At 53.3% G+C, this 26212-nt stretch carries 22 protein-coding genes; 6 read left to right on the forward strand and 16 right to left on the reverse strand.

The genetic code is table 11. The annotated features are described in order from the left end of the window. Positions 1-17: 17 nt before the first annotated feature. From FDX19_RS23925 to FDX19_RS23935, 3 genes are all read right to left on the reverse strand, one after another. Entirely contained in the window at positions 18-1886 is a 1869-nt protein-coding gene (locus tag FDX19_RS23925; protein WP_137384650.1) for an amidohydrolase, read from the reverse strand. Between the two features lie 21 nt (positions 1887-1907). Further along, entirely contained in the window at positions 1908-2453 is a 546-nt protein-coding gene (locus FDX19_RS23930; protein ID WP_005125120.1) for an antibiotic biosynthesis monooxygenase, read from the reverse strand. Positions 2454-2625: 172 nt separating this feature from the next. Further along, positions 2626-3267: a hydrolase gene (locus tag FDX19_RS23935; RefSeq protein ID WP_047416914.1), complete on the reverse strand. Its 642-nt coding sequence runs from the start codon at positions 3265-3267 to the stop codon at positions 2626-2628. Between the two features lie 273 nt (positions 3268-3540). Between FDX19_RS23935 and FDX19_RS23940 the strand changes: the two genes are divergently transcribed. Further along, entirely contained in the window at positions 3541-4443 is a 903-nt protein-coding gene (locus FDX19_RS23940) for a LysR family transcriptional regulator (RefSeq protein ID WP_137384651.1), read from the forward strand. On the opposite strand, the gene malZ is transcribed toward FDX19_RS23940, so the two are convergent. From malZ to phoB, 5 genes are all read right to left on the reverse strand, one after another. Continuing rightward, positions 4437-6254: a maltodextrin glucosidase gene (gene malZ / locus FDX19_RS23945; protein ID WP_137384652.1), complete on the reverse strand. Its 1818-nt coding sequence runs from the start codon at positions 6252-6254 to the stop codon at positions 4437-4439. The genes FDX19_RS23940 and malZ overlap by 7 nt on opposite strands. A 140-nt stretch (positions 6255-6394) precedes the next feature. Then, positions 6395-7768 (reverse strand): proline-specific permease ProY, encoded by a 1374-nt coding sequence (gene proY, locus FDX19_RS23950; protein ID WP_137384653.1) that lies wholly within the window; start codon positions 7766-7768, stop codon positions 6395-6397. A gap of 81 nt (positions 7769-7849) precedes the next feature. Next, positions 7850-9169, reverse strand: coding sequence for a branched-chain amino acid transporter carrier protein BrnQ (brnQ, locus tag FDX19_RS23955; RefSeq protein WP_040232748.1), 1320 nt, complete (start codon positions 9167-9169; stop codon positions 7850-7852). 407 nt (positions 9170-9576) lie between these two features. Beyond that, positions 9577-10872, reverse strand: a complete 1296-nt coding sequence (gene phoR / locus FDX19_RS23960; RefSeq protein WP_137384654.1) for a phosphate regulon sensor histidine kinase PhoR — start codon at positions 10870-10872, stop codon at positions 9577-9579. Between the two features lie 50 nt (positions 10873-10922). Continuing rightward, a complete protein-coding gene (gene phoB / locus FDX19_RS23965) occupies positions 10923-11612 on the reverse strand; it encodes a phosphate response regulator transcription factor PhoB (protein ID WP_003021496.1) in 690 nt (229 codons plus the stop codon). A gap of 190 nt (positions 11613-11802) precedes the next feature. Between phoB and sbcD the strand changes: the two genes are divergently transcribed. The 3 genes from sbcD (at position 11803) to araJ (ending at position 17509) form a co-directional block, all read left to right on the forward strand. Beyond that, a complete protein-coding gene (gene sbcD, locus FDX19_RS23970) occupies positions 11803-13005 on the forward strand; it encodes an exonuclease subunit SbcD (protein WP_137384655.1) in 1203 nt (400 codons plus the stop codon). Next, positions 13002-16145 (forward strand): exonuclease subunit SbcC, encoded by a 3144-nt coding sequence (gene sbcC / locus FDX19_RS23975; RefSeq protein ID WP_137384656.1) that lies wholly within the window; start codon positions 13002-13004, stop codon positions 16143-16145. The genes sbcD and sbcC overlap by 4 nt, the downstream gene beginning before the upstream one ends. A 194-nt stretch (positions 16146-16339) precedes the next feature. Next, positions 16340-17509 carry an MFS transporter AraJ gene (gene araJ / locus FDX19_RS23980; protein ID WP_137384707.1) on the forward strand — a complete coding sequence of 390 codons (1170 nt, stop codon included), beginning with the start codon at positions 16340-16342 and terminating at the stop codon, positions 17507-17509. A gap of 4 nt (positions 17510-17513) precedes the next feature. Here araJ and mak read toward each other — a convergent pair whose 3' ends face one another. Beyond that, positions 17514-18422 carry a fructokinase gene (gene mak, locus FDX19_RS23985; protein ID WP_137384657.1) on the reverse strand — a complete coding sequence of 303 codons (909 nt, stop codon included), beginning with the start codon at positions 18420-18422 and terminating at the stop codon, positions 17514-17516. A 91-nt stretch (positions 18423-18513) separates the two neighbouring features. Between mak and rdgC the strand changes: the two genes are divergently transcribed. After that, a complete protein-coding gene (gene rdgC, locus FDX19_RS23990; protein ID WP_137384658.1) occupies positions 18514-19425 on the forward strand; it encodes a recombination-associated protein RdgC in 912 nt (303 codons plus the stop codon). A gap of 93 nt (positions 19426-19518) precedes the next feature. Here the strand turns inward: rdgC and ppnP are convergent, their stop codons facing one another. The 4 genes from ppnP to FDX19_RS24010 all read right to left on the reverse strand — a co-directional run bounded on the left by ppnP (position 19519) and on the right by FDX19_RS24010 (position 22016). Next, positions 19519-19803 carry a pyrimidine/purine nucleoside phosphorylase gene (gene ppnP / locus FDX19_RS23995; protein WP_003021477.1) on the reverse strand — a complete coding sequence of 95 codons (285 nt, stop codon included), beginning with the start codon at positions 19801-19803 and terminating at the stop codon, positions 19519-19521. A gap of 71 nt (positions 19804-19874) precedes the next feature. Next, on the reverse strand, positions 19875-20552 hold the full coding sequence (locus tag FDX19_RS24000; RefSeq protein WP_137384659.1) for an AroM family protein: 678 nt from the start codon (positions 20550-20552) through the stop codon (positions 19875-19877). A gap of 278 nt (positions 20553-20830) precedes the next feature. Next, positions 20831-21376: a shikimate kinase AroL gene (aroL, locus tag FDX19_RS24005; protein ID WP_137384660.1), complete on the reverse strand. Its 546-nt coding sequence runs from the start codon at positions 21374-21376 to the stop codon at positions 20831-20833. Between the two features lie 184 nt (positions 21377-21560). Continuing rightward, positions 21561-22016 carry a YaiI/YqxD family protein gene (locus tag FDX19_RS24010; RefSeq protein ID WP_101741820.1) on the reverse strand — a complete coding sequence of 152 codons (456 nt, stop codon included), beginning with the start codon at positions 22014-22016 and terminating at the stop codon, positions 21561-21563. A 189-nt stretch (positions 22017-22205) separates the two neighbouring features. Between FDX19_RS24010 and proC the strand changes: the two genes are divergently transcribed. Continuing rightward, positions 22206-23015: a pyrroline-5-carboxylate reductase gene (gene proC, locus FDX19_RS24015; protein ID WP_048212460.1), complete on the forward strand. Its 810-nt coding sequence runs from the start codon at positions 22206-22208 to the stop codon at positions 23013-23015. A 14-nt stretch (positions 23016-23029) separates the two neighbouring features. Here the strand turns inward: proC and adrA are convergent, their stop codons facing one another. The 3 genes from adrA to phoA form a co-directional block, all read right to left on the reverse strand. Next, positions 23030-24145 (reverse strand): diguanylate cyclase AdrA, encoded by a 1116-nt coding sequence (gene adrA / locus FDX19_RS24020; protein WP_137384661.1) that lies wholly within the window; start codon positions 24143-24145, stop codon positions 23030-23032. 91 nt (positions 24146-24236) lie between these two features. Continuing rightward, a complete protein-coding gene (psiF, locus tag FDX19_RS24025; RefSeq protein ID WP_048212462.1) occupies positions 24237-24557 on the reverse strand; it encodes a phosphate starvation-inducible protein PsiF in 321 nt (106 codons plus the stop codon). 147 nt (positions 24558-24704) lie between these two features. Beyond that, positions 24705-26120, reverse strand: a complete 1416-nt coding sequence (gene phoA / locus FDX19_RS24030; protein WP_137384662.1) for an alkaline phosphatase — start codon at positions 26118-26120, stop codon at positions 24705-24707. Positions 26121-26212: the final 92 nt, after the last annotated feature.

Consider the following 26212-nt stretch of genomic DNA (forward strand, 5'->3'; position numbering starts at 1 on the left):
TGGCGCTGGCCCGTGCGTTAAAACGCGAAGCAAGAGCAGCCGAGCGCGCCCCAGAAGGCCCGGTCATCTGATACCGGTATCCCTGCTTTACGCGCAATATCATGTTGATGGCCATGTACACCACAGCTTCCGCAGCACTGATGCATCTGCACCATTGCCCCAACCTTTGCAGCAACCGGCGGCGCTGAGCGATAATGTCCTGGTACTTTCACCACGGGCGACCAGTCAGGGACAACCGGAATCGCTGGGGGGGCCAGCGGGGAGAAATGTCCGGCCGCATAAACCACTTTGCCATCGACAATGGTCATCACTGACTCAATGCCTTTGATCTCTTCTTCCGGCACGCTGAAATAGTCTTTTGACAGCACCACCAGATCAGCCAGTTGATCCTTTTCAATACGCCCTTTCTTCCCCTGCTCGCTGGAGAACCAGGCGCTGCCTGCTGTCCACAGTTCCAGGGCAACATCACGCGCCAGGCGGTTGTTATCATCGTACATCGCCATACCGCCAACGGTGCGTCCTGATACCAGCCAGTACAACGCGGTCCACGGGTTGTAACTTGCCACGCGCGTAGCATCAGTACCCAGACCAACCGGTACATCAGCCGCCAGCATTTTCGCCACCGGCGGCGTATGTTTCACCGCCTCTTTGCCATAGCGATCGACAAAATACTCGCCCTGGAATGCCATACGGTGCTGAACGGCAATGCCACCGCCCAGTGCTTTTACCCGCTCGATGTTGCGTTCAGTAATCGTTTCGGCGTGATCGAAGAACCAGTGCAGGCCATTGAACGGGATGTCACGGTTCACCTTCTCAAACACGTCGAGCATACGGCTGATGGACTCATCATAAGTGGCATGCAGGCGGAACGGCCAGCGATGCTCCACCAGATGACGTACGACACGCTCCAGTTCCTCTTCCATCCCTTCCGGTAAATCCGGACGTGGCTGCAGGAAATCTTCGAAGTCAGCCGCCGAGAAGACCAACATTTCCCCTGCCCCGTTAGCACGATAGAAGTCGGTTCCCTGCCCGGGTTTGAGCATATCCGTCCAGCGCTCAAAATCTTCCACTTCCTGCTTCGGACGCTGGGTAAACAGGTTGTAGGCAATACGCACTGTCATCTGCTGGTTAGCGTGCAGTTGCTCGATGATCTCGTAATCTTCCGGGTAGTTCTGGAAACCGCCGCCGGCATCGATGGCGCTGGTCAGCCCCAGTCGGTTCAGCTCACGCATAAACTGGCGGGTCGAGTTAACCTGCATCTCTAACGGCAGTTTTGGCCCTTTCGCCAGCGTCGAATAGAGGATCATGGCGTTGGGCTTGGCGATCAGCATTCCGGTAGGATTACCATTGCCGTCACGTACAATCTCTCCCCCCGCCGGGTCCGGTGTGGCTTTGGTGTAGCCAACGGCTTTCAGCGCCGCACGGTTCAGCAACGCCCGGTCGTAGAGGTGCAAAACAAATACCGGTGTATCCGGTGCAGCATCGTTCAGTTCTTCCAACGTCGGCATACGGCGTTCGGCAAACTGAAACTCGCTCCAGCCGCCGACCACCCGCACCCATTGCGGAGACGGCGTCCGATCGGCTTGCTCTTTGAGCATGCGCAGCGCATCCGCGAGCGATGGGACCCCTTCCCAGCGCAGTTCCAGGTTGTAGTTCAACCCACCGCGAATGAGGTGCAGGTGTGAATCATTTAAACCCGGGATCACGGTGTGTCCCTGCAGATCGACAATCTGCGTACCGTCGGTCGCAAAGCTCATTACCCGATCGTGACTACCCGTCACGAGGATCTTCCCGTTGGCGATCGCCACCGCCTCTACCTGCGGGCTTTGCTTTTCGAGAGTATGAATTTTTCCGTGAGTCAGAATCAATGTGGCAGTTTGAGACATAACAATCTCCTGAGAAACCGGTCAGGCTTTTTTCAGCCATCCGGCAAACAGACGGGTTACGATGGGCATCCACAACCAGACCACCAGCGCAACCACACAGGCATCATTAATCAGATGCAGGAGTAACGAGCCTTTCATTGAAGGCAGCAGAATACCGGTCAGCCACGGCACCAGGTTGGTACTGGGGAAAATCACCAGCAGCGTTATCAAAAACTGCTTCCAGCGTTTGGGCTGGCGTACATGGGGGGCTGGCGGAGTAAACCAGAAGGCCGCTTCGGTGCGTACTTCTGTTTTATCGCCTTCGGCCAGCAGCGGCGCAATTTCCTCAACCAGCTCCCGGCGCGTATCGGATTGAGTCCAGTTATACAGATGCTCAAGGGTGTCGAAGCGGATAATGATGTTCCACAGGTTTTGTCCATCTGTAGGTCGAATGACATTCGCCCCAAGATGCCCGGGAAACTCGGCGGCCAGCGGCATGATTTTCCCCAGCCACTGCTCATAACGCTGCGCCTGGTCAGGCCGCAGGGTGTGAGTAATTACCAACGTCACATGTTTGTTCTGCGCCATGAAAGGTTCCTTGCTAAAGGGAAATTGACCTGCTTAAGCCATGAAAGCAATACACAATCATTCGTGAAACATCGAGGTGGCAAGATTGTGTAGCCCCGGTCACTGACATAAGTCAGTGACCGGGGTACGCAAACGAAGCCAACAAAGAGGCAACATGAAAAATGGCGTGTACTCAGGCTTTACGTTCCGGCGCGCCATGCACCATGGTATACGCGTAATCCACACCCATACCGTAAGCACCGCTGTGTTCACGCACCAAATCCATGACGGCGTCGTAGGTTTCTTTACGTGACCAGTCACGCTGATACTCCAACAACACCTGCTGCCAGGTGACCGGAACGGCCCCTGCCTGCACCATGCGATCAATCGAACGTTCATGAGCATCCACAGACGTACCACCGGAGGTATCCGTCACGACATACACTTCATAGCCCGCTTCCAGCGCCATTAACGCCGGGAACGTCAGGCAGACTTCGGTCCACAACGCGGAAATAATCAGTTTTTTACGCCCGGTCGCTGCCACCGCCTTCACAAAGGCGGCATCTTCCCAGGAGTTCATAGACGTACGTTCTATCGGTTTCACATCAGGATGAACGGCTAACAATTCCGGCCAGATATATCCGCTAAAACTTTTCGTTTCCACTGAAGTATAAATTACTGGAACATTGAATATTTTCCCGGCTTTGGCTAATGCGACGGTATTATTTTTCAATGTCTGGCGATCAATATTCGCCACACCAAATGACATTTGCGGTTGATGGTCAATAAAAATTAGCGTGGAGTTTTGAGGGTCAATCAGTTCCCGGATAGACATATCACACCTTCTTAATCAATAAGTTAAAAGGCAACGGTCTGTATCTGCCGTCAGCAGCAGGATCCTGAATCAGAAAGCTTGTTGAGTATAGCGGGAAATTTCTAACGAGTTATTAAAGAAAACTTACCATCTCGTGAAATTAATTATTTCATGTTGCGATATATCCTGGTCATCATCAAAAAAATACACATGACTCATCTAATTTATTCACTGGCATTGTTTTTCGCCGTTCGGTACAACAGAGGGGTTTAATTATCAGGATATTTTCTGCTTATGCGCCTCAATCTGGATGTTCTGCTGATCCTCGATGCACTCGACAAGCACGGCTCTTTTGCCGCGGCGGCCGAATCGCTATTTAAAACACCTGCCGCACTCAGCTATATGATTCAGAAGCTGGAAAGCGATCTGAACATCGAATTGCTTGACCGTTCCGGGCACCGGGCAAAATTCACCGACACCGGACGGATGATGCTGGAAAAAGGGCGTCTACTGCTGAGTGCGGCAAAAGATCTCGAAAAGCAGGCAATACAGCTAAGTTCCGGCTGGGAAAAGGATCTGGCAATCGCGCTCGATGACTCCTTTCCCTTTGCCTCATTGCTATCCATTATTGATGAATTTCATGCACTTAATAAAAAAACTCGTCTCAACTTCACCCACCATACGCTGGCGGGTTCATGGGAAGAACTGACCCATAACGGGGCGGATATTATCCTCGGCGCAATTAATGAACCGCCCACATCCGCAGCCTGGTCCTACAAAATGCTCGGCACGCTGGACAATGTCTTTGTCGTCGCCCCAGGGCACCCGCTGGCGAGCGCGCCTGATGACCTGACGAATGAGCAATTGTGCCTGCACCGGGCGATTGTTATCAGCGACAGCGCTCGCTTTTGCCACCCGTTACAGACCAACCTGATGGATGAACAGGCGCAGATTCGCGTCGATGATTTCCACAGTAAGGTGATGCTGCTGCGGGCGGGAATGGGCTGCGGATTTCTCCCCCGCCACATTGCCAGCCCATGGATTACCAGCGGTGAACTGGTGGAAAAGACGGTTATCTCATTTCGTCAAAAAGACGTCGCCTATATGGCATGGCGCAATAGTAGCGAAGGACTGGCGCAGCGCTGGTGGCGAGACGCGCTGCTGGCCAGTGAGGAAATTGCGCGCTTATATCAATGACTCATCCAGACTGAAGCCGATATTGCGGGCAGCGTCAGGATATCATCGACGAGTTGGCCTTTGCCCTCCTGGTGCTGCCATTGACTGACATTGAGCAACGGTGAGGCTGGCAGCACGACTTCACAAGCGTGACCGCGATTGATCGCCACCAACACGCGCTGGCGGTTTAGCACGCGTACAAATACCACCACGTTATCCTCGGCGTAAATCACCTGACAGCCACCATGGCGTAACGCCTGGCTCTGGTGGCGTAATTTTGCCAGTCGCTGGTACAACGCCAGCAGGTTAGCATCCTGATGTTCAGGCTGCCACGGGAACGTCTTGCGGCAAAACGGATCGTTATTCCCGTCCAGCCCCACTTCGTCACCGTAGTAAATACAGGGCACGCCAGGCCAGGTAAACAGCCACACCACCGCCAGCGGTAAGCGTGCAACGTCTTTACCCAGCAAAGATTTAAAGCGGGCGGTATCGTGGCTGTCGAGTTGATTAAACATCCGCAACTGCTGCTGATGCGACAGGCCCGCACGGTAGTTATCCATCCACGCCATACAGGTCTGAGCGTCAATAGATTGTGGGTCGTATGAAATATCGGTATTGGCGAGGAATCCCCAGAGGGGGAAAGTAAAGCCGCGATAGTTCATGGCGGCATCTTCCGCATCGGCCTGCAACCACTGGCGTGCATCGCCAAAATGTTCACCCACCACATACGCCTCTGGCTGGGTTTCTTTCGCCGCCAGCGTAATTCCGGCGACATGCTGCAAGTTATTACGTGCGCCACCCGCCTCGCCCAGCATATGCACGACATCCAGTCGCCAGCCGTCCATACTCCACGGTGCTTTTAGCCAGTGGCGAACAATACTGTCTTCGCCACGATAAATTTCATTCACCAGGCTTTCAGAGGAAAAGTCCAGTTTGGGTAGGCTTGAGTACCCCAACCAGTCCAGCGCAACCCCATCATCAGAGAAATGGTACCAGTCACGCCAGGGGGAATCCGGATTATGACACGCTCCACCCGTCCCGCGATTATGCCGGTCAAACCAGGCATGCGAATCGCCGCTATGGTTAAAGACACCGTCCAGAATCAGCCGCATCCCCTGCCGTTGCGTGTTCTGCCGCAAGCGCAACAACGCCCGATCGCCGCCAAACTGCGGATCAACATGGCGATAATCTTCAGTATCGTATTTATGTACGCTCGGCGCGGTAAATACCGGATTCAGGTACAGCGCCGTGACCCCTAACGTCTTCAGATACGGCAGCTTTTCGCTGATGCCGTCCAAATCTCCGCCATAAAACGTCGAACCACCGGCCTGAGCCGTAAGCGGCTCGTCCCACTCGCGCCGCACGATGTCGTGTCCGGCGGCGTGATGGTAATAGACGTTATCCTGAGCCGCTTCACGCGACTGGCTGCGGGCAAAGCGATCCGGGAAAATCTGATAAAAAATCTGATCGGCCACCCACTGTGGACCATTATCCGGTACATCGACGGCAAACTGCTCCAGACGCGCAGGCGGAAAATGGCTGAATCCCTGCGGGGTGAACCATAGCTGGCGATCGAGCCACAGTAATTTAAAGCTATAGCGTCGGCGGGGCTGCCCGCTGGTAAGATCGATCGCCGCACGCCACGCGGTGACACCAGGGTGCGGTTGGCTACGCTGCTTGTGCATAGCCAGCGAAATCTCTTCGTTATCGTTTTCTGCGCGTAGCGTCACCCGCTGAGGAGGATTTTCCCCTGCCAGCCATAACGTAATCGTCAGTTGATCTTTGTTTTGCTTCACAAATGGGGCAACCGGAAGGTGCCAGGCGTTCAACATCACGTATCCCCTTTGATGATAATGACGACACCTTGCCATAGCGAAGTGCAGGATCACTCATCATCTTAACGTTTATTGGGGGAGGAGCGCGGGGGAGGAGATGTTGCCGGGCGTCGACACTGTCTTACCCGGCAAACAAATTACTGTACTTCAGCCAGTTGGCGCTCGCGACGGCGCTTGAAAACCCAGCCAGCAAGCAGCAGGAGGATCCACGCAAAGCCGACGTACAGCGAAATGCGGGTATCCGGATGATAGCCGATAAGCGCGATGATAAAGACCAGGAAAATCAGGCCAACAACGGTCGTCGTTACCCCACCCGGTACTTTAAACTTCAGCGCGTTGACTTCTTCCGGCTGCAGACGACGACGGAAAGCAATCTGCGACAGCAGGATCATTATCCACACCCAAACCGTGGCGAACGTTGCCAAAGAGGCGATCACCAGGAAGACGTTTTCCGGCATGATGTAGTTAAGATACACCGCAAACAGCAGCGCGATAGTCATCACCATCACCGTGACCCACGGCACGCCACGACGCGACGTCTTAGCGAACATTTTCGGGGCACTGCCCTGCTCCGCCATGCCGTGCAGCATACGCCCCACACCGAATACATCAGAGTTAATGGCTGACAGCGACGCAGTCAGAACCACAAAGTTGAGGATCCCGGCTGCAAAGGTAATGCCCATGTGCTGGAATGTCATAACGAACGGGCTACCGTCGGTACCGACCTGGTTCCACGGGTAGATAGACATAATGACGAACAGCGTCCCCACATAAAACACCAGAATGCGCATGGGGACAGAATTGATGGCACGCGGAATAGATTTTTCCGGGTCTTTGGCCTCGCCCGCGGTAATCCCGATAATCTCAATCCCACCGTAGGCGAACATCACCATTTGTAGCGACATCACCATGCCGAGCCAGCCGTTGCTGAAGAAGCCGCCGTTGCTCCACAGATTATGGATACCGGTTGGTTGCCCGCCGTTACCAATCCCCCAAATGATAATGCCGAAACCAGCAACAATCATAACAATGATGGTGGCGACTTTGAAAAATGAGAACCAGAACTCCAGCTCACCAAACACCTTCACGCTCATCAGGTTGATGGCGCAGATAATCAGCACGACGCTGAGTACCCAAATCCAGTGCGGTACAGCCGGGAACCAAACGCCCATGTATATACCGAAGGCTGTCACGTCGGCAATGGCGACTATCAGGATTTCAAAACAGTAGGTCCAGCCGGTAATGTAGCCAGCCAACGGTCCGAGGTTTTCCTGCGCATAGCGCGAGAAAGAGCTGGCTGCGGGGTTATGGACTGACATTTCGCCCAGCGCACGCATAATAATGTACGCCGCGACGCCACCGATAATATAGGCCAGCAACACGCTCGGCCCCGCCATTTTGATGGCATCGGCTGAACCGTAGAACAGCCCGGTACCAATTGCTGAACCTAATGCCATAAAGCGAATGTGCCGGGTGCTCAGCCCACGCTTTAGCTTGTTATTACTTTCCATCGATTCCTAACCTGTTAACACAATAAAAAAACCACGGGGCCATATTAATAGCCCCGTGGTTAAAACTTATTGTCAGTGATATTAGTGTGCGCTGGAGGTCACTTGTCGACCCGCTGCGCGATCCCAGATAACGGCCAGGACCACCATCACGACTGTTGGCATCAACCACGCCAGCCCCTGCTCCGCCAGCGGTAAACGCTGGGTCCAGGCTGGTAAGACATCGCCAATTGCAGAAGCTTTAATGCCATCAAGGATACCAAAAATCAGGCTGATAAACATCGCAGGTGCAATGACGCGGGAAGAATTATGCCACCATGAGCGGGTAAAGCTTAATACAACCAGTGCGATACATGGCGGATAGATAGCCGTCAGCACCGGAATAGAGATCTGAATCAGATGGCTCAGGCCCAGGTTAGAGACCACCATCGAGAAGCCGCCAAGGATAAACACCAGCGTACGATAAGACAGCGGAACATACTGCGCGAAGAACTCAGCGCATGCACAGGTCAGGCCAACCGCGGTGACCAGGCAAGCGATGAAAATCAACGCCGCCAGCAGGAAGCTGCCTGCACCACCGAAGGTGTGCTGAACATACGCATGCAGAATTGCCGCGCCGTTAGCAGATTGATCGACCAGCGTCGCACTGTCTGAACCCAGACGGAACAACGCGAGGTACAGCAGCGTTAAACCCACACCCGCCATCAGGCCAGCCCAGACGGTGTAACGGGTCAACAGACGCGCTTCGGTAACGCCACGCGAACGAGCGGCATTCACAATAACAATACCAAATACCATCGCACCCAGCGTATCCATCGTCAGATAGCCGTTCACAAAACCATTCGAGAATGCTGCGTTTTGATAGGCTTCCATCGCATTGCTGATCGGGCCCGCTGGCCAGACAATCGCCGCCACGGAAAGCACAACCAGTGCCAGAATTTTCAACGGAGCCAGGAAGTTGCCCACGGTATCCAGCAGTTTGCCGGGATACAGTGACACCAGAATCACAATCGCGAAGTACACCACGCTGTAGATGAACAGCGGCAGCGCGGAATCACCGGTCAGCGGTGCAATCCCAACTTCGAACGAAACCGTTGCGGTACGCGGCGTGGCGAATAATGGCCCCACGGCCAGATAGCAGACGGTAGCCAGCAGCAGACCGGCAACTTTACCGATAGGCGTGCTCAGGCTGTCCACGCCGCCGCCCACTTTCGCCAGTGCGACCACGGTAAGTACCGGAAGGCCGACGGCGGTAATCAGGAAGCCAAAGGCTGCGGTCCAGACGTGTTCGCCTGCCTGCAAACCAACCATTGGGGGGAAAATAATGTTACCTGCACCAACGAACAGTGCAAATGTCATAAATCCCAGAGCGATAATATCGCGCGATTTTAACTGATGGGTCATAAAGTCTTACTGCCTGTGGATGTGGTGTTGAAAACGTTTAATTTTCTGCCTTTCCCTGCGGGACGATACAGCGGTATTTTTAAGCAATTCCAGCGGGAAATTCTCCCAGCCTGGCGCGGCGAAGAATAGTTTTTCGATTTACCGCGTAAATGCAGTCGGTATGACAGCATTTGATGCGCAATTTAAACGCTTATAACGTTTTAAAGCAAGGTGGGATCTAAAAACCAGAACAATATAGCGATATGAAAAATTGAGCCAGCACAAAACACCATTCCCTGGAAAAAGACGTGGGTAATCATGCGAACAAAAAACAATCAAACGTCGTAAAATTCAGTATCTCTTTATTGACTGCAACAAAAAAAGCCAGCTTGCGCTGGCTTTTGGAAAGATAAGCTTACGAATACCTTTTAACCGTTATTTTTGGCAATTAAACGTTCCGCGAGCACAAAACTAAATCGTGTCCCTTTGCCTGGGGTGCTGTCGATATTCAAACGGCTGTCGTGATGATGCAGGGCATGCTTCACAATCGCCAGTCCTAATCCGCTCCCCCCCGTTTGTCGGGATCGTGCTTTATCTACACGATAAAAACGCTCAGTCAGACGTGGAATATGCTCAGCAGCGATACCCGGACCGTTATCTTCCACGCTAAACTCCGCTCCCGACGCCACATGCTGCCAGCGTACGGTAATATGCGTTCCCGCAGGCGTGTGATTCACTGCGTTATACACGAGGTTTGAGATTGCGCTACGCAGTTGTTCTTCGTTGCCCCGCACGTTCAGTTGGCTATCAACATCAAAAGTAAACGTGTGTTTATGCTGGCTCAGCGTCTGTGCTTCGTGTTCAACCACGCGCAGCATCATCGGCACATCCACCTTTTCATTGAGCATCATCGCCGGTGCGGCTTCAATTTTCGACAGTGTTAGCAACTGCTTCACCAGCCCTTCCATACGGTAGGTTTGCTCACGCATGGTATGCAGCGCTTTTTCTCGCGTCGTCCCTTCCAGCGGATGCTCCTGCATCATCTCCAGATAACCTTGCAACACCGTCAGCGGCGTGCGCAGCTCATGGCTGGCGTTAGCGAAAAAGTTACGTCGGGAACCTTCCAACTGGTGCATCTGCGTAACATCACGCGCCACCATCAGCAATTGCTTATCGGTGTAGGGCATTACGCGAATTTCCAGATGTCGTCCGGTGTTGAGTACCAGATTAATTGGCCGACTAAAGTCGCGTGTTTTCAGATACAGTGTAAATTCCGGATAGCGCAGCAGGTTAAGAATGTTTTGCCCGCTATCATCCGGCCAGCGTAACCCTAAAACCTGCTGTGCCAGTCCGTTACACCAGAAAATCCCGCCTTCTTCGGTGGTCAGCACCACTGCGTCGGGCAGTGATTCGGCGCCGCTGCGAAAGCGTTTAATGAGGTTACCCAATTCGCGACGGCGCTTTTTATTACGCAACTGCATTTGATGCAGGCCGTAGAGCAGTGGCTCCCAACTGCCACGCCCCGGTGGCGGCGTCATACTCCTGTCGACCCACAGCCACCAGGACAAACGCAATAAATTCCAGAAATGCCAGATAAGCAGGCCCGTTACCGACGCCAGTAAAAACCAGGGTAGATAACCAAAAAAAGCGCTAAGGATAAAAGCCGGTATGCAGCAGAGGATCAGCTCCAGTACCAGCCTTTTCCATGACAATCGTTCAAGCAAACGTCATACTCCATTTACAGCCTAATCCCTCAGGCTCTTATTACCTGCAGTCAGAAGCGAGTCGAAAAGCGATATCCCGTCCCGCGTACCGTCTGCACCATACGATCGTGTCCGCTATGCTCCAGCGCTTTACGCAACCGGCGAATATGCACATCGACCGTCCGGTCCTCTACATATACGTTGGTTCCCCACACATGATTGAGTAATTGCTCGCGGCTGTAGACACGCTCAGGATGGGTCATAAAGAAATGGAGCAACTTGAATTCGGTAGGTCCCATATCCAGCGGGTCCTCTCCGGTCATCACACGGTGCGAGGTAGGATCAAGACTCAGCCCTTGCATCTCGATAACTTCTTCCACCGCCATAGGGGAAATACGTCGTAAAACGGCTTTAATACGCGCCACCAGCTCCTTCGGAGAGAACGGCTTAGTAATATAGTCATCCGCGCCGGTTTCCAGACCCCGCACACGGTCTTCTTCTTCACCGCGCGCCGTCAGCATCATTACGGGGATATCCCGCGTCATCGCTTCCCGCTTGAGGTGTTTAATAAACTGTAGACCCGAGCCGCCGGGAAGCATCCAGTCAAGCAGGACGAGATCCGGCCAGGGTTCATTAAGTTGGTTCACAGCACTGTCATAGTCTTCGGCTTCTACGGGTTGAAACCCGTTTTGCTCGAGCACGAAGCAGACCATTTCACGAATTGGAGCTTCATCTTCTACGACCAGAATACGTCTCGCCATGATTTGCCCTGTTTATAATTAAATCGTTTGCCATCAATACCGTGGCATTATGCGTCACTTTTATGACAGATTTATGAAAAGATAGTCCAGGTTTAACGCAGCCAGGCGAATTATGACAGCCCGGAAACAAGATATTACCGCCCTTGCAAGGTTATAATCTCCGCCATCGTTTTTTTGTCATGGAGCTCTTATGCGCATCCTCCACACGTCTGACTGGCATCTGGGCCAAAATTTCTACAGCAAGAGCCGCGCCGCTGAACACCAGGCCTTTCTCGACTGGCTGCTGGAAACGGCACAGTCCCATCAGGTGGATGCCATTATTGTGGCAGGTGATATTTTCGATACCGGCTCACCGCCCAGCTACGCCCGCGAGCTGTATAACCGGTTTGTTGTTAATCTACAGCAAACGGGCTGTCATCTGGTCGTACTGGCAGGAAACCATGACTCCGTCGCCACACTCAATGAATCCCGCGATATTCTGGCATTCCTCAACACCACCGTCGTGGCCAGCGCGGGCCACGCGCCGCAAGTGCTCCCTCAACGCGACGGCACGCCGGGCGCAATCCTCTGTCCGGTTCCTTTTTTACGTCCACGTGACATCATTACCAGCCAGGCGGGGCTAACCGGTCACGAAAAACAGCAGCATTTATTAGGTGCAATCACCGACTATTACCAGCAACAATATCAGGACGCCTGCGCGCTGCGTGGCGAGCAGAATCTGCCGATTATTGCGACAGGGCATCTGACCACCGTCGGTGCCAGTAAAAGTGACGCTGTACGTGATATTTATATTGGGACGCTGGATGCGTTTCCGGCACAAAATTTCCCACCAGCGGATTACATCGCGCTGGGACATATTCACCGGGCACAGGCCATCGGCGGTACAGAGCATATTCGCTATTGCGGCTCCCCGATTGCACTCAGTTTTGACGAGTGCGGCAAAAGCAAATGCGTCCACCTGGTGAGCTTTGAAAACGGTAAGCTGAGCGCCGTTGAAAACCTCATCGTGCCAGTAACCCAACAGCTTGCCGTGTTGAAAGGCGATTTAGCGACGATTAGCGCACAGCTGGAACAATGGCGTGGCACGCAACAGGAACCGCCGGTGTGGTTAGATATAGAAATCGCGACCGATGACTATCTGCACGATATGCAGCGCAAAATCCAGGCCCTGACCGAAGACATACCGGTAGAAGTCTTATTGGTGCGGCGTAGTCGTGAACAACGCGAGCGCATCATGGCCAATGAACGACGTGAAACGTTGAGCGAATTGAGCGTGACGGAGGTGTTTGACCGCCGTCTGGCACTGGAAGAACTCGACGATCCGCAGCGTGAGCGTCTGAATCACCTGTTTAGCACGACCTTACACACGCTCGCCGGGGAGACCGAAGCATGAAAATTCTCAGCCTGCGTCTGAAAAACCTCAACTCCCTGAAAGGGGAATGGAAAGTTGATTTCACGGCAGAGCCTTTTGCCAGCAACGGGCTGTTCGCCATCACCGGTCCAACCGGTGCCGGGAAGACCACCCTACTGGACGCCATTTGCCTCGCGCTGTACCACGAAACACCACGACTCAATACCGTCTCGCAGTCGCAAAATGACCTGATGACCCGCGACACGGCGGAATGTCTGGCCGAAGTTGAATTCGAAGTCAGAGGCGAAGCCTATCGCGCATTCTGGAGTCAGAACCGCGCGCGCAACCAGCCAGAAGGTAACCTGCAGGTTCCGCGTGTCGAACTGGCTCGCTGCGCCGATGGCAAAATTCTCGCCGATAAAGTTAAAGACAAGCTGGAAATGACCGCAGAACTTACCGGTCTGGACTACGGACGCTTTACCCGTTCTATGTTGCTGTCTCAGGGGCAATTCGCTGCTTTTCTCAATGCCAAACCGAAAGAACGCGCCGAGCTCCTGGAAGAACTGACGGGGACCGAGATTTATGGACAAATCTCCGCCATGGTGTTCGAAAAACATAAAGCGGCGCGCACAGCGTTGGAAAAGCTACAGGCGCAGGCCAGCGGTGTAGCCCTGCTCGCCGCAGAGCAGGTGCAGTCCCTGACAGAAAGTTTGCAGGTACTTACTGACGAAGAAAAACAGTATCTTACCCGTCAGCAAATCCAGCAACAGCATCTCAATTGGCTCATCCGACAAAATGAGCTACAGGCAGAAGTAAGCCGCCACCAGCAAGCCTTACAGACCGCAAAAGAGGCGCAAGAAAAAGCACAACCGCAGCTGGCGACACTCAGCCTGGCACTTCCCGCCAGAACGTTGCGCCCGTACTGGGAGCGAATTCAGGAACAATCCGCCACGCTCGGCCGAACACGACAGAATATTCAGGAAGTGAATGCTCGCTTACAAAGCAGCTTAGCGCTGCGTGGGCGCATCCGTCAGCAGGCACAAAAACAGTCGGCGACCCTGCTCACCGGGCAGCAGACGCTAACCGACTGGCTGAACGAACATGACCGTTTCCGCTTATGGAGCAGCGAACTGGCGGGATGGAAAGCGCTATTGGCACAGCAATCTGACGCTAACGAGCAGCTACGTCAGTGGCAAACACTCCGCGACAGCGACGTGCGCAAGCTGGATGCACTGCCACTTCCCTCTCTGACCCTTAGCGCGCAAGAGGTCACGGTAGCGCTGGCGCAGCACGCACAGTTGCGTCCATTACGCCAGCAACTGAGCAATCTGCATGGACAAATTGCGCCGAAACAAAAACAACTGGTACAGCTACGCACCACAATCCAGCAGCGCCAGCAGGAGCAAGCGCAACGCAACGCGGCCCTGGCCGAAAAACGTCAGCGTTATAAAGATAAAAATCAGCATCTGACCGATGTAAAAACGCTCTGCGAGCAGGAAGCACGGATTAAAGATCTGGAAAGTCAGCGTGCTTTACTGCAATCCGGACAGCCTTGTCCGCTTTGTGGCTCCACGACGCATCCGGCCATTGAGCACTATCAGACGCTCGAGCTCAGCGTCAATCAGGCGCGACGGGAAGCATTAGAAAAAGAGGTCAAAACGCTGGCCGATGAGGGGTCAACGCTACGCGGACAGCTCGACGCGATAACCCAACAGCTACAGCACGATGAACGTGAGGTACAGACGCTTTCTCAGGAGGAGCAAGCACTTACTCAAGAGTGGCAGGCGCTGACTACCCGTCTGAACATAACGTTACAACCGCAGGATGATATCGCCCCCTGGCTTGCAGCCCAGGAGGAACACGAACAACAGCTTCACCAGTTGAGCCTGCGTCATGCCCTGCAGGCTCAAATTACTGCGCATTCCGAACAGATAACCCAGCTTCAGCAGCATATTGAACAGCGGCAGACTACGCTGCTCGCTGAATTAGCCCGCTACGGTCTGTCGCTTCCTGCCGATGACGACATCACCGCCTGGCTTAACGCACGTGCGGGCGAAGCGCAGATGTGGCAGCGTCGCCAGAATGAACTGACCGAGCTCCAGGCGAAAATGGCACAGCTTGCGCCATTGCTGGAAACCTTGCCCGAAACCGGCGCGAAGGAAGAAACGACAGAAAGCCTGGCGCTGGAAAACTGGCGGCAGGTGCACGATGACTGCCTCTCATTACAGGGCCAGTGGCAGTCACTGCAACAACAGGAAGCCCAGGAGGCTCAACGCGCAGCAGAGATTCAGGCACAGTTTGATAGCGCATTGCAGGCCAGTGTTTTTGACGATCGCGACGCCTTCCTTGCCGCCCTGCTGGATGAAGAGGCATTTAACCATCTTGAGCAGCTTAAGCAGTCGCTGGAAGGCCAGCTCCAACAGGCACAAACGCTGCTTAACCAGGCTCAGCAGGCGCTGGCAACGCATCAGCAGCAACCGCCAGCCGGCGCGGATCTCACGCTCACTGTGGACTATCTTCGCGATGCACTGGCACAGCTCGCGCAACAACTGCGGGATAACACCACGCGTCAGGGCGAAATTCGCCAGCAGCTCAGGCAGGATGCCGAAAACCGCCAGCAGCAGCAGACCCTGATGCAAGAGATTGAAAAGGCCTCACTGCAGGTCGAAGACTGGGGCTACCTGAATGCGCTGATCGGCTCAAAAGAAGGTGATAAATTCCGCAAGTTTGCCCAGGGACTGACGCTGGATAACCTGGTCTGGTTGGCCAACAATCAGCTGACCCGCCTGCACGGTCGCTATCTGTTGCAACGCAAGGCCAGTGAGGCGCTGGAACTTGAAGTGGTGGATACCTGGCAGGCCGATGCCGTGCGTGATACCCGCACGCTCTCCGGCGGCGAAAGCTTCCTCGTAAGCCTGGCGCTGGCGCTGGCGCTGTCCGACCTGGTCAGTCACAAAACACGCATTGACTCTCTGTTCCTCGATGAAGGTTTCGGCACGCTGGACAGCGAAACGCTGGATACCGCGCTCGACGCGCTGGATGCCCTGAACGCCACCGGCAAGACCATTGGCGTGATAAGCCACGTTGAAGCGATGAAAGAACGGATTCCGGTGCAGATCAAGGTTAAAAAAATCAACGGTCTGGGTTACAGCAAACTCGACAAGATGTTTGCGGTGGAGTAATCAACCAACGGATGTGGCTTCACGGGCCGGATGTGCGTAAGCATCATCCGGCATAATACATAGCACGATCGTGAATACACAAAGACGGATATGAAATGGCAATCTCTTTTTCTTATCCGCAAGCTATCCCTTTATTGGCGGCGAGCATTCGACGCTGTGGCGCACATCCTGCGTCTTTATTGTTGGCAGGTAGTATGAAAAAAGTCATTTTCTCTTTAGCTCTCGGGACGTTTGGGCTGGGCATGGCCGAGTTTGGCATTATGGGCGTCTTAACCGAACTGGCGCGTGACGTGGGCATTTCCATTCCCGATGCTGGCCATATGATTTCGTTTTACGCCTTTGGCGTTGTCATCGGCGCCCCCATTATTGCCGTGTTTTCCAATCGTTTTTCGCTCAAGCATATTCTGCTGTTTCTGGTCACGCTGTGTGTGGTCGGTAACGCCATCTTCACCCTCTCTTCCAGCTATTTTATGCTGGCGGTAGGTCGGCTGGTCTCCGGGTTTCCACACGGGGCATTTTTTGGCGTCGGCGCGATTATCCTGTCAAAGCTGGCGCGTCCTGGTAAAGTCACCGCTGCCGTAGCGGGTATGATTTCCGGCATGACCGTCGCCAATCTGATTGGCATTCCCGTTGGCACCTGGCTGAGTCAGACGTTTAGCTGGCGCTACACGTTCCTGCTGATTGCCGTGTTTAACATCGCCGTTATTCTGTCGGTTATGTTTTGGGTACCCAACCTCCGCGACGAAGCAAAAGGCAGGCTACGCGAGCAATTTCACTTTCTGAAAAGCCCCGCACCGTGGCTCATTTTCTCCGCCACCATGTTTGGGAACGCCGGTGTTTTTGCCTGGTTCAGCTACGTCAAACCCTACATGATGTACATCTCTGGTTTCTCCGAAACGCTGATGACTTTCATCATGATGCTGGTTGGGCTGGGGATGGTGTTGGGCAACTTGCTGAGCGGACGACTGTCTGGTCGCTACACGCCGCTACGCATTGCGGTAGTAACCGATTTTGTGATTGTAGTGGCTCTGCTGCTGCTGTTTGCATTCGGCGGCATCAAAGCCGCCTCGCTGACGTTCGCCTTTATTTGCTGTGCGGGACTATTTGCGCTATCAGCGCCGCTGCAAATTTTACTGCTGCAAAACGCGAAGGGCGGTGAACTGCTGGGCGCGGCCGGAGGGCAAATGGCTTTTAATCTGGGTAGCGCAATTGGCGCTTACTTCGGCGGCTTAATGTTGACGCTGGGCTTTGCCTACAACTACGTCACGATCCCTGCGGCGCTACTGTCTTTTTCCGCGATGTCATCACTGCTGATCTATGGTCGTCTGAAGCGCGGAGTGCAACAGGTTGCACCCGCGACGTAAACGTTTATGCCTGCGGCCACAGCCAGGCCGCGCCGCGCACGCCACTGGAGTCACCGTGCAACGCCTTGCGCAGAGGCGTTTCACACTCACCGCCAAAGACAAACTGCTTAATCAGTGACGGAACGTTTTGGTACAGCCTGTCGACATTGCTCATTCCCCCGCCCAGCACAATGACATCCGGGTCGAGAATATTCACCACATGCGCTAACGATTTCGCCAGGCGTAATTCATATCGGCTCAGCGCCTGTTCCGCCAGCGCATCCTGTTCGTTTACCAGACGGATAATTTCACTGCCTTTTAGCGGATTTCCGCTCAGGCGATGATAATCAGTGGCAAATCCAGTCCCTGAGATAAAGGTTTCAATACAGCCTTGTTTACCGCAATAGCAAGGCACCTCTTGCCGATAGCGCAACTCATCATCATCCATCCACGGCAGTGGATTATGCCCCCACTCGCCCGCCGTGCCATTACCACCGGTATGCACCCGGCCATTGAGCGCCACACCGGAACCACAGCCGGTACCAATTATCACCGCAAACACGGTCTGCGCTCCCGCGGCTGCGCCATCGACCGCTTCAGACACCGCCAGGCAGTTAGCATCGTTTGCCAGGCGGACTTCACGGTTCAGTCGCGTACTCAGGTCTTTGTCAAAGGGTTGTCCATTGAGCCAGGTCGAGTTGGCATTTTTCACCACCCCGGTATAAGGCGAAATTGAACCGGGAATGCCCATCCCCACGGTTCCCGTCTGCCCGGTGGCTTTTTCCGCCATCTCCACCAGCGCGGCGATGGTTTCTATGGTTTGTCGATAATCATCACGCGGCGTCGGCAGGCGATGGCGAAAAAGCTGCTCACCCGCATCGCCAAGCGCGATAACTTCCGTTTTCGTACCGCCTAAATCGATACCTATACGCACGGTTTACTCCTCTTCCCGATTAACAATGCAAGCATAGCGACAATTCGCTATCATGCCCGCTGGATTTAACGACAAGGCCGTGGAAATTATCATGCTGTGGTTCAAAAATTTAATGGTTTACCGTCTTAGCCGCGATGTTTCTTTGCGTGCCGAAGAGATGGAAAAACAGCTGGCATCAATGACGTTCACCCCTTGCGGTAGCCAGGATATGGCAAAAATGGGCTGGGTGCCGCCGATGGGATCGCACAGCGATGCATTAACGCATACCGCCAATGGCCAAATTATTATCTGCGCCCGCAAAGAAGAAAAAATTCTGCCGTCGCCGGTTATTAAACAGGCGCTGGAAGCAAAAATAGCCAAACTGGAAGCTGAGCAGGGTCGCAAGCTCAAAAAGACCGAAAAAGACTCGCTGAAAGATGAAGTGTTGCACTCATTGCTGCCGCGCGCCTTTAGCCGCTTCAGCCAGACAATGATGTGGATCGACACCGTCAATGACCTGATCATTGTCGACTGTGCCAGCGCAAAGAAAGCAGAGGACACGCTGGCACTGCTGCGTAAAAGCCTCGGTTCACTGCCGGTTGTCCCGCTGACGATGGAAAACCCAATCGAACTGACGCTGACCGAATGGGTCCGTTCCGGCACGACGGCGCAAGGTTTCCAGTTACTGGATGAAGCCGAACTGAAAGCGATGCTGGAAGATGGTGGCGTGATCCGCGCGAAGAAACAGGATCTGGTTTGCGATGAAATTGCCGTACACATCGAAGCAGGCAAACTGGTCACCAAGCTGGCGCTCGACTGGCAGCAGCGTATTCAGTTTGTCATGTGCGACGACGGTTCCATTAAGCGTCTGAAGTTCAGCGATGAACTGCGCGATCAAAATGAAGACATCGACCGTGAAGACTATGCTCAACGTTTTGATGCCGATTTCATCCTGATGACGGGTGAACTGGCCGCGTTGATTAAAAGCCTGGTGGAAGGTTTAGGCGGCGAAGCACAGCGCTGAGTGACGTCGTATTGCCCGATGTCACCCCTTACGACTTATCTGGCCTACAATAGGCGTAGGCCAGATAAGTGAGTACTATCAGGCACTAAACAATTACAAATAGCGGCAAAGATAGGATGTTGGCTCTGCCACTTGCAGATGAAATTCGCTGTTGCCCGGTACGTTAAACACGTCCCCTGCGGCATACACTTTCCACTCTGTTTCCCCCGGCAGTAACACATTTAACGCACCGCTTACCACCGTCATCTCTTCAGGTGCCGCCGTACCAAAGGTGTATTCACCTTCCGCCATAACGCCAACGCTGGCGCGGCCAGTACTGCTGCTGGTAAAACCAATCGATTTTACTTTGCCGGAAAAGTATTCATTACTTTGAAGCATACAACTGGCCCTATCTCGTGATTAAGTTGATAACCAATATAGGGGCCTGACGTTGTAGCTGTCACGCAAAATTAAGCGAGCAACTCGGATGCCAGTCGGGCAATCAGTACGTTAGACAAAAGAACCGGGACATCCAGCGACTTTTGCAGTAAATCACGATGGCGTTGGTTAAACCCCAAACAATCCAGCATGATCACATCCGCCCCCTGCTCAAGCAGATCTTTTCCGGCATCAATCAGCTGTTGTTCAGAACCGTGAATCGGGTTTGCCACGGCATAGACAGGGGGCGTCTGTAGCACCTGCCATTTTTGTTCCTGGGCATGGAGCAATTCGGCGACCGGCACAATCACCCCAACCTGATGCCCTTCAACAATTGAGGCCACCAGGGGAGGAATAATTCGTAAAGGCTCCAGCAGGATACTATTGCGGGCCGTCAGGCGGGAAATTGAGGCCGTGCTCATCAGCAAAATAACGTCAAACCCCTGGTTATCCAGCACTTCAACAATACTTTGCAAATCGCGCTCGACTTTCTGGCGCGAGACATGAGCCAGTTGATGGTCGCTCAGCAGCGTCAATAACGACTCGTCACCGGGCGATACTGCATACTCAGCCATCACATCTTCTCGCCGCATCTGTCCCAGCAGGCTGTGGTGAGTAATGTGTTGTTCATCGATATATTCCGTCAGGAGCGGTAACACCTCACACATCGGCACAACACCAATCGTGAGGATAGCCAACGACGTACTCATTTGTTGCTCCACCGTCTTCTTACTTTGCCGTGAATTCCCGGACAAATGCCGGGTGCTGACCTGCGCTACAAATGCTCAAAAGCGTAGCAGCAGATCGGCGATGCATAGTGTAAAGATTCCAAATCATTCCAGTACTATATTGTTATCGCTTAATTTTCACTTTCCGCGGTATACCGGGAGGTTCGAAAATTGTGATACAGGCACGCTCTGGCAGAGGACAGATAATTTGTCTGCGCGCCTGGGATGGCGTGGAAAGGTCGGTCTATATCGGGCAGCCCTTAACAATAAGCTCCGCCCTGTAGCCGTGACCGGGCTTGCGACAGTATCGCAAGAATATCGGCCACAACCTGCGAAGGTTCATTCGTCGCATCAACAATATAATGCGCCGCTTCACGATACAGCGCATCGCGCTGCTCAAGAACTTCCTGCACTTCTTCGGTTAATGGCTTGCCGGTTAACGTCGGGCGCAATCCTTCCTCAGGCGCCACTTCCAGGCGGTTTACCAGTACCGATACCGGTGCGTTTAAATAGATGACCATGCCGTGACTACGCATGTAGTGACGATTATATTCAGTAAGAATAATACCGCCGCCGGTCGCCACGACGGTTGAAGGGGCCGTAACGGCCTGCAAGGCGGTCGTTTCCTGGGCGCGAAAACCTTCCCATCCTTCTCTTTCAACAATTTCAGCCACCGTCATCTGCACGTGTGATTGCAACCAGCGATCGGTATCAACGAACTGAAAGTCGATGGCTTTCGCCAGCGCCATACCGGTTGTCGTCTTACCACACCCCCGGGGGCCAACAAGATAAAGCGGTTGTGTCATCACAGAAGTTCCCCAGAGAACCGCAGGTAAGCGGGATCTGATGCTGTTAAAGTTATAATCATACCATCAAACTAGTACATCGCCAAAGCGTAAAGAATTAATTCCAACAGAGCGATAAAACCGATTAAACCCTACTATAACAAGAATTCACAACGAAGAAAGTGTAAAAAATAAATTACAGTTATTATTTTCTACGTTGAACTTCCAGCCACCACTTGTCCAGTTCAGCCGCAAAATGTTGCCTGTCACGCGGTGAAAGGCTGTCAGGCCCCCCGGTCTGGATCCCGCTGGCACGCAGCGTATCCATAAAATCACGCATCGTCAGACGTTCACGGATCGTCGCCTCGGTATAGCGTTCACCGCGTGGGTTGAGTGCCGCAGCGCCTTTTTCAATGACTTCAGAGGCCAGCGGGATATCCGCCGTGACAACCAGGTCTCCCGCGCTGCACTGGCGCACAATTTCGTTATCGGCGACATCAAACCCGGCAGGAACACGTAAGGTGCGGATAAAACGCGAAGGCGGAACGCGCAAACTCTGATTGGCGACCAAAATGAGCGGCATCTGCATCCGCTCGGAAGCCCGATATAAAATGTCTTTAATCACATTCGGACACGCATCCGCATCCACCCAAATCGTCATAATACCTCCAGACACATGTGCAATTGCACATTGTCTCGTGCTTTTACTTTCAGGCAAAGCGCTGTTTCTCCTTCTGAACACCTTCATTCCGCGCTAAGCTTAGCTTTCCCAGATTTACCCTAAATAATTCAAGTGAATTGAAGAATAACGGGTATAAAACAATGAATATCACGCATAGGGAGTGACAAGATGGACAAGAAAATTGGTTTTATCGGCTGCGGTAATATGGGTAAAGCGATTCTTGGCGGCCTGATCGCCAGCGGCCAGGTACTCCCCGGACAAATCTGGGTTTATACCCCCTCTCCCGATAAAGTCGCAGCGCTGCACGATCAGTACGGCATAAATGCGGCGCAGTCTGCGCAAGAAGTCGCGCAAATCGCAGATATTGTCTTTGGCGCCGTGAAGCCAGGCATCATGATTAAAGTGCTGAGTGAAATCACCTCCAGCCTGAACAAAGATTCTCTGGTGGTATCCATCGCGGCGGGCGTCACCCTCGATCAGCTCGCCCGCGCACTGGGTCATGACCGTAAAATTATCCGCGCAATGCCTAACACGCCGTCACTGGTCAATGCAGGAATGACGTCCGTCACCCCAAATGCGCTGGTAACACCGGAAGATACTGCTGATGTGTTGAATATTTTCCGCTGCTTTGGCGAAGCCGAAGTCATCGCAGAATCGATGATTCACCCGGTCGTTGGCGTCAGCGGTTCAGCCCCGGCATATGTGTTTATGTTTATCGAAGCCATGGCGGATGCCGCCGTTCAGGGCGGCATGCCACGCGCACAAGCCTATAAATTCGCGGCACAGGCGGTCATGGGATCGGCGAAGATGGTACTGGAAACGGGTAAACATCCCGGAGAACTGAAAGATATGGTGTGCTCGCCTGGCGGAACCACCATTGAGGCAGTGCGCGTCCTCGAAGAACGCGGCTTCCGTTCGTCAGTCATCGAAGCGATGGTTAAGTGCATGGAACAATCAGAGAAACTCAGCAAATCCTGAGTGCCAGTCGGACGTCAGGCCGCCGCTTCAGTACGGTTACGTCCGGCATTCTTTGCTTTGTAAAGCGCCATATCCGCTGACTTCAACCATTCCCGATAGTGCTCTGTTTCAGAAGTCAGCGGAGCAACACCGACGCTAATCCGCAGGGCTACTTGCGGAGCACAGGACAAGCGTAACTGGCTAAGTCTTTCATGGACGCGCGACATCGCCGCGATTGCGCTGGCAGCAGGTGTACCACACATAATTACCGCAAACTCATCACCACCAAAACGCCCAATCACATCACTGCCGCGCAGCGTCATTTGCAACTGACGCGTAAGCGCAACAATCGCCTGATCCCCAACGTCATGCCCCCAGGTATCATTGATGCTCTTAAAATGGTCGATATCGATAATAAGCAGCGTGGCATCACGTTGCTGACGACGGCAATTATCAAACTCATTGCGCAGCAGTAGCTCCCAATGGCGCCGGTTATAAACTCCGGTCATTCCATCTCGCGTACTCATTACCTGCAGGCGGCGTTTATGCTCCGCCAATTTAATCACCGTCTGGTAGCTAACCCAGGCAAACAGCAGCGGATAAATCACCAGTACCGGCAGCGACAACAGCACGCTCAGTTGCGTACTGCTAAACACGACCGGAATATCCGTTAACTGTAGCGTCACCAGACATGAAACCACCATCAACACGACGCCAGCGATGAATAATCGCACCCCACCTGCGCCCATCAGGTTGATGCAGATAATCATCAACAGCGCCGTGGATGGCAGCAGGTTTGCCCCCATGATCCCCACCCACATGCCAGCGAGGATCGCATCGGCTTTAATATTCGTAAATTCACTGTACAGCGGATCTTCCGCTTTGCTCGCCAACTGCCACGCCAGATGCGGCCAGACAAACGCCCATCCCACCAGTAATAGCCACCAACCTCCGGTTATGGGTTGCGAGACTAATACCGACGCGATGGGGAAAAACATTCCCCCCAGCCCGACTGCGCGAGGCAGTCTTATCCGTCGGGCAAATCGCAGACCGGAACGTTGGTGGTCGTTTTGATGAAGCGATATAAATGCTTCATTCGGTACGGCCTTCTTTTGATAAAAGTTTTCATCATTCATCGTATTTGGGAATATTCTGAAACAAATTTCCCAAATTATAGAAAGGGGTCTGGCGGCGGAAGTATGATATTTCGGGTGAGCGATTTTATCCGCTCACCCGTATGTATTACGCAGCTTTTTTCAGGCAAGCGCTCATAAATTTTTTACGATCGTCGCCTTTCAGCGACTGCTCTGTTGCCTGAACGTTGCATTCACGCATTTTCTGCTGCTGCGGCGTCAGACTCTTTTCATCAGGCGCAGACTTACTGTTTTTCAGGCAATCACTCATATATGTCTTCCGGGCATCCCCTTTTAAGGTCTGCGCCGTCGCCTGCTGGTTGCAGGTGGTCATACGTTGTTGTTGCGGGGTTAACGTCTTCTCGGCAGCGCCGACGGTAGTTAAGAAAACCAGGCCAAATAATAGGGTAACGAGCAATGTTATTTTCATAGCACCATCCTGTTGTGAGTATTCACTCTACACGTCACCTTTCAAGCGACCTCAACGTTGGCTGCTTGAAGGATGACGTGTAGTAAGTCTGGTTGCTGACGCAGAAATAGCCACCTTATTATTCAAATTAAGTGACCAAATAGCAGGTTACTTCAGCCCTAACGCCGCTTTCATGGTGTAAAACAGGTCGGTCTGGTCGGTCAGGCCAACCACATTCGCCGCATGCGGGCCATAGGCGGCAATACGCAGTTGGCTGCCGGTATGCTCCTGTGATTCCTCTTCCGAGTTACCATAGCTGATAACCATCACCGCGCCATCTTTGGTATTCAGCGCCTGAGTCAGGCCTGGGGCTTTGGTGTCTGGCGCCACAATCTGGCTGGCATGCGCGTGGTCAGCGGTCACGACGACCAGCGTGTTGCCGTCTTTCTTCGCGAAGGCCAGCGCACGCTGTACGGCTTCATCCAGATCGACCGTTTCACCAATCTGACCGCACGGGTTTGCGGCGTGATCCTGCTTATCGATGGACGCGCCTTCTACCTGCAGGAAAAAGCCTTTTTCATTCTTGCTCAATAGCTCAATCGCTTTATCCGTCATCTGGGCAAGCGTTGGCACCGTGTCGTTACGTTTTGGATTTGGCGTACAGGTCACGACTGGCTTATCAAGGTTACCGTGGTAAGACGCTTTTGGCCCTTCCCAGCGTACCGGCATGTTGCCGTCAGAGAACAAGCCTAACAGCGGTTTATCCTGGTTCGCTTCGGTAATGGCTGCCAGCGTCGCGGTATCACTGACCATCTGATAACCACGGACCTGAGCCTGTTCACGCAGCGTTTTACCCTGCCACTCGCCCGCTGCAGCGGTCTCAGCAAAGGTTTTTGCCCCGCCGCCCAGCGTAACGTCAGCGCGGGCATTCAATAATTGCTCGGTGATTGAGCCTTTACCGCCTTTTTCCAGCGCATTTGTCGGGCATTTCTCAGCGGTGACACTCGGACCGTAACATTTACGCGACGTCACATGCGCAACCAGTGCGGCGGGGGTGGCATCCTGCAATTCAGCAGTGGATACGTTGCCTGTCGCCAGACCGACAGCTTTGGCCATTTCCAGAATAGTGGCGTGATCGTTTTCGTGAATATCAACGGCCAGCGCACCGTTATATGTTTTAACCCCGGTCGTCCATGCCGTCGCAGAGGCTGCGGAATCGGTCACATAGTCAGGTTTACCCGTTTTTTTATCCAATGCGTAGTGCGTGTATTGCCCGGTCAGGGGTAACGCGTCAATACCTTTAAAAAAACCACCCGCGCCTTCGGCATAATTTCGCGCAGCGGTAATTTCCGAGTCCCCCATACCATCGCCGATCAATAAAATAATATTTTTGGCTGGGTTATCGCTCAAAGAATCTCGTAGTGCTGCCGTTTGATCCGTCGTTAATCGACGTGCGCCACCCGGTTTAGTGATATCTCCCTGTGCGGCACGATTATCCATAGCCGCTACGGTAGATGTTTCTGCATGAATAACCGGGGTAAACAGCAAGGGTAACAGGGCAATAGCGAGTGCGCTTTGTTTCACTTTATTTTCTCCATGTACAAATACGGTAAAATTAAAACAAAGCGACTATAAGTATTTGATGTGACACTTTTATGATAATTCGTGGATAAGTA

Source organism: Citrobacter sp. wls619 (assembly GCF_005281345.1).
Lineage (GTDB): Bacteria > Pseudomonadota > Gammaproteobacteria > Enterobacterales > Enterobacteriaceae > Citrobacter.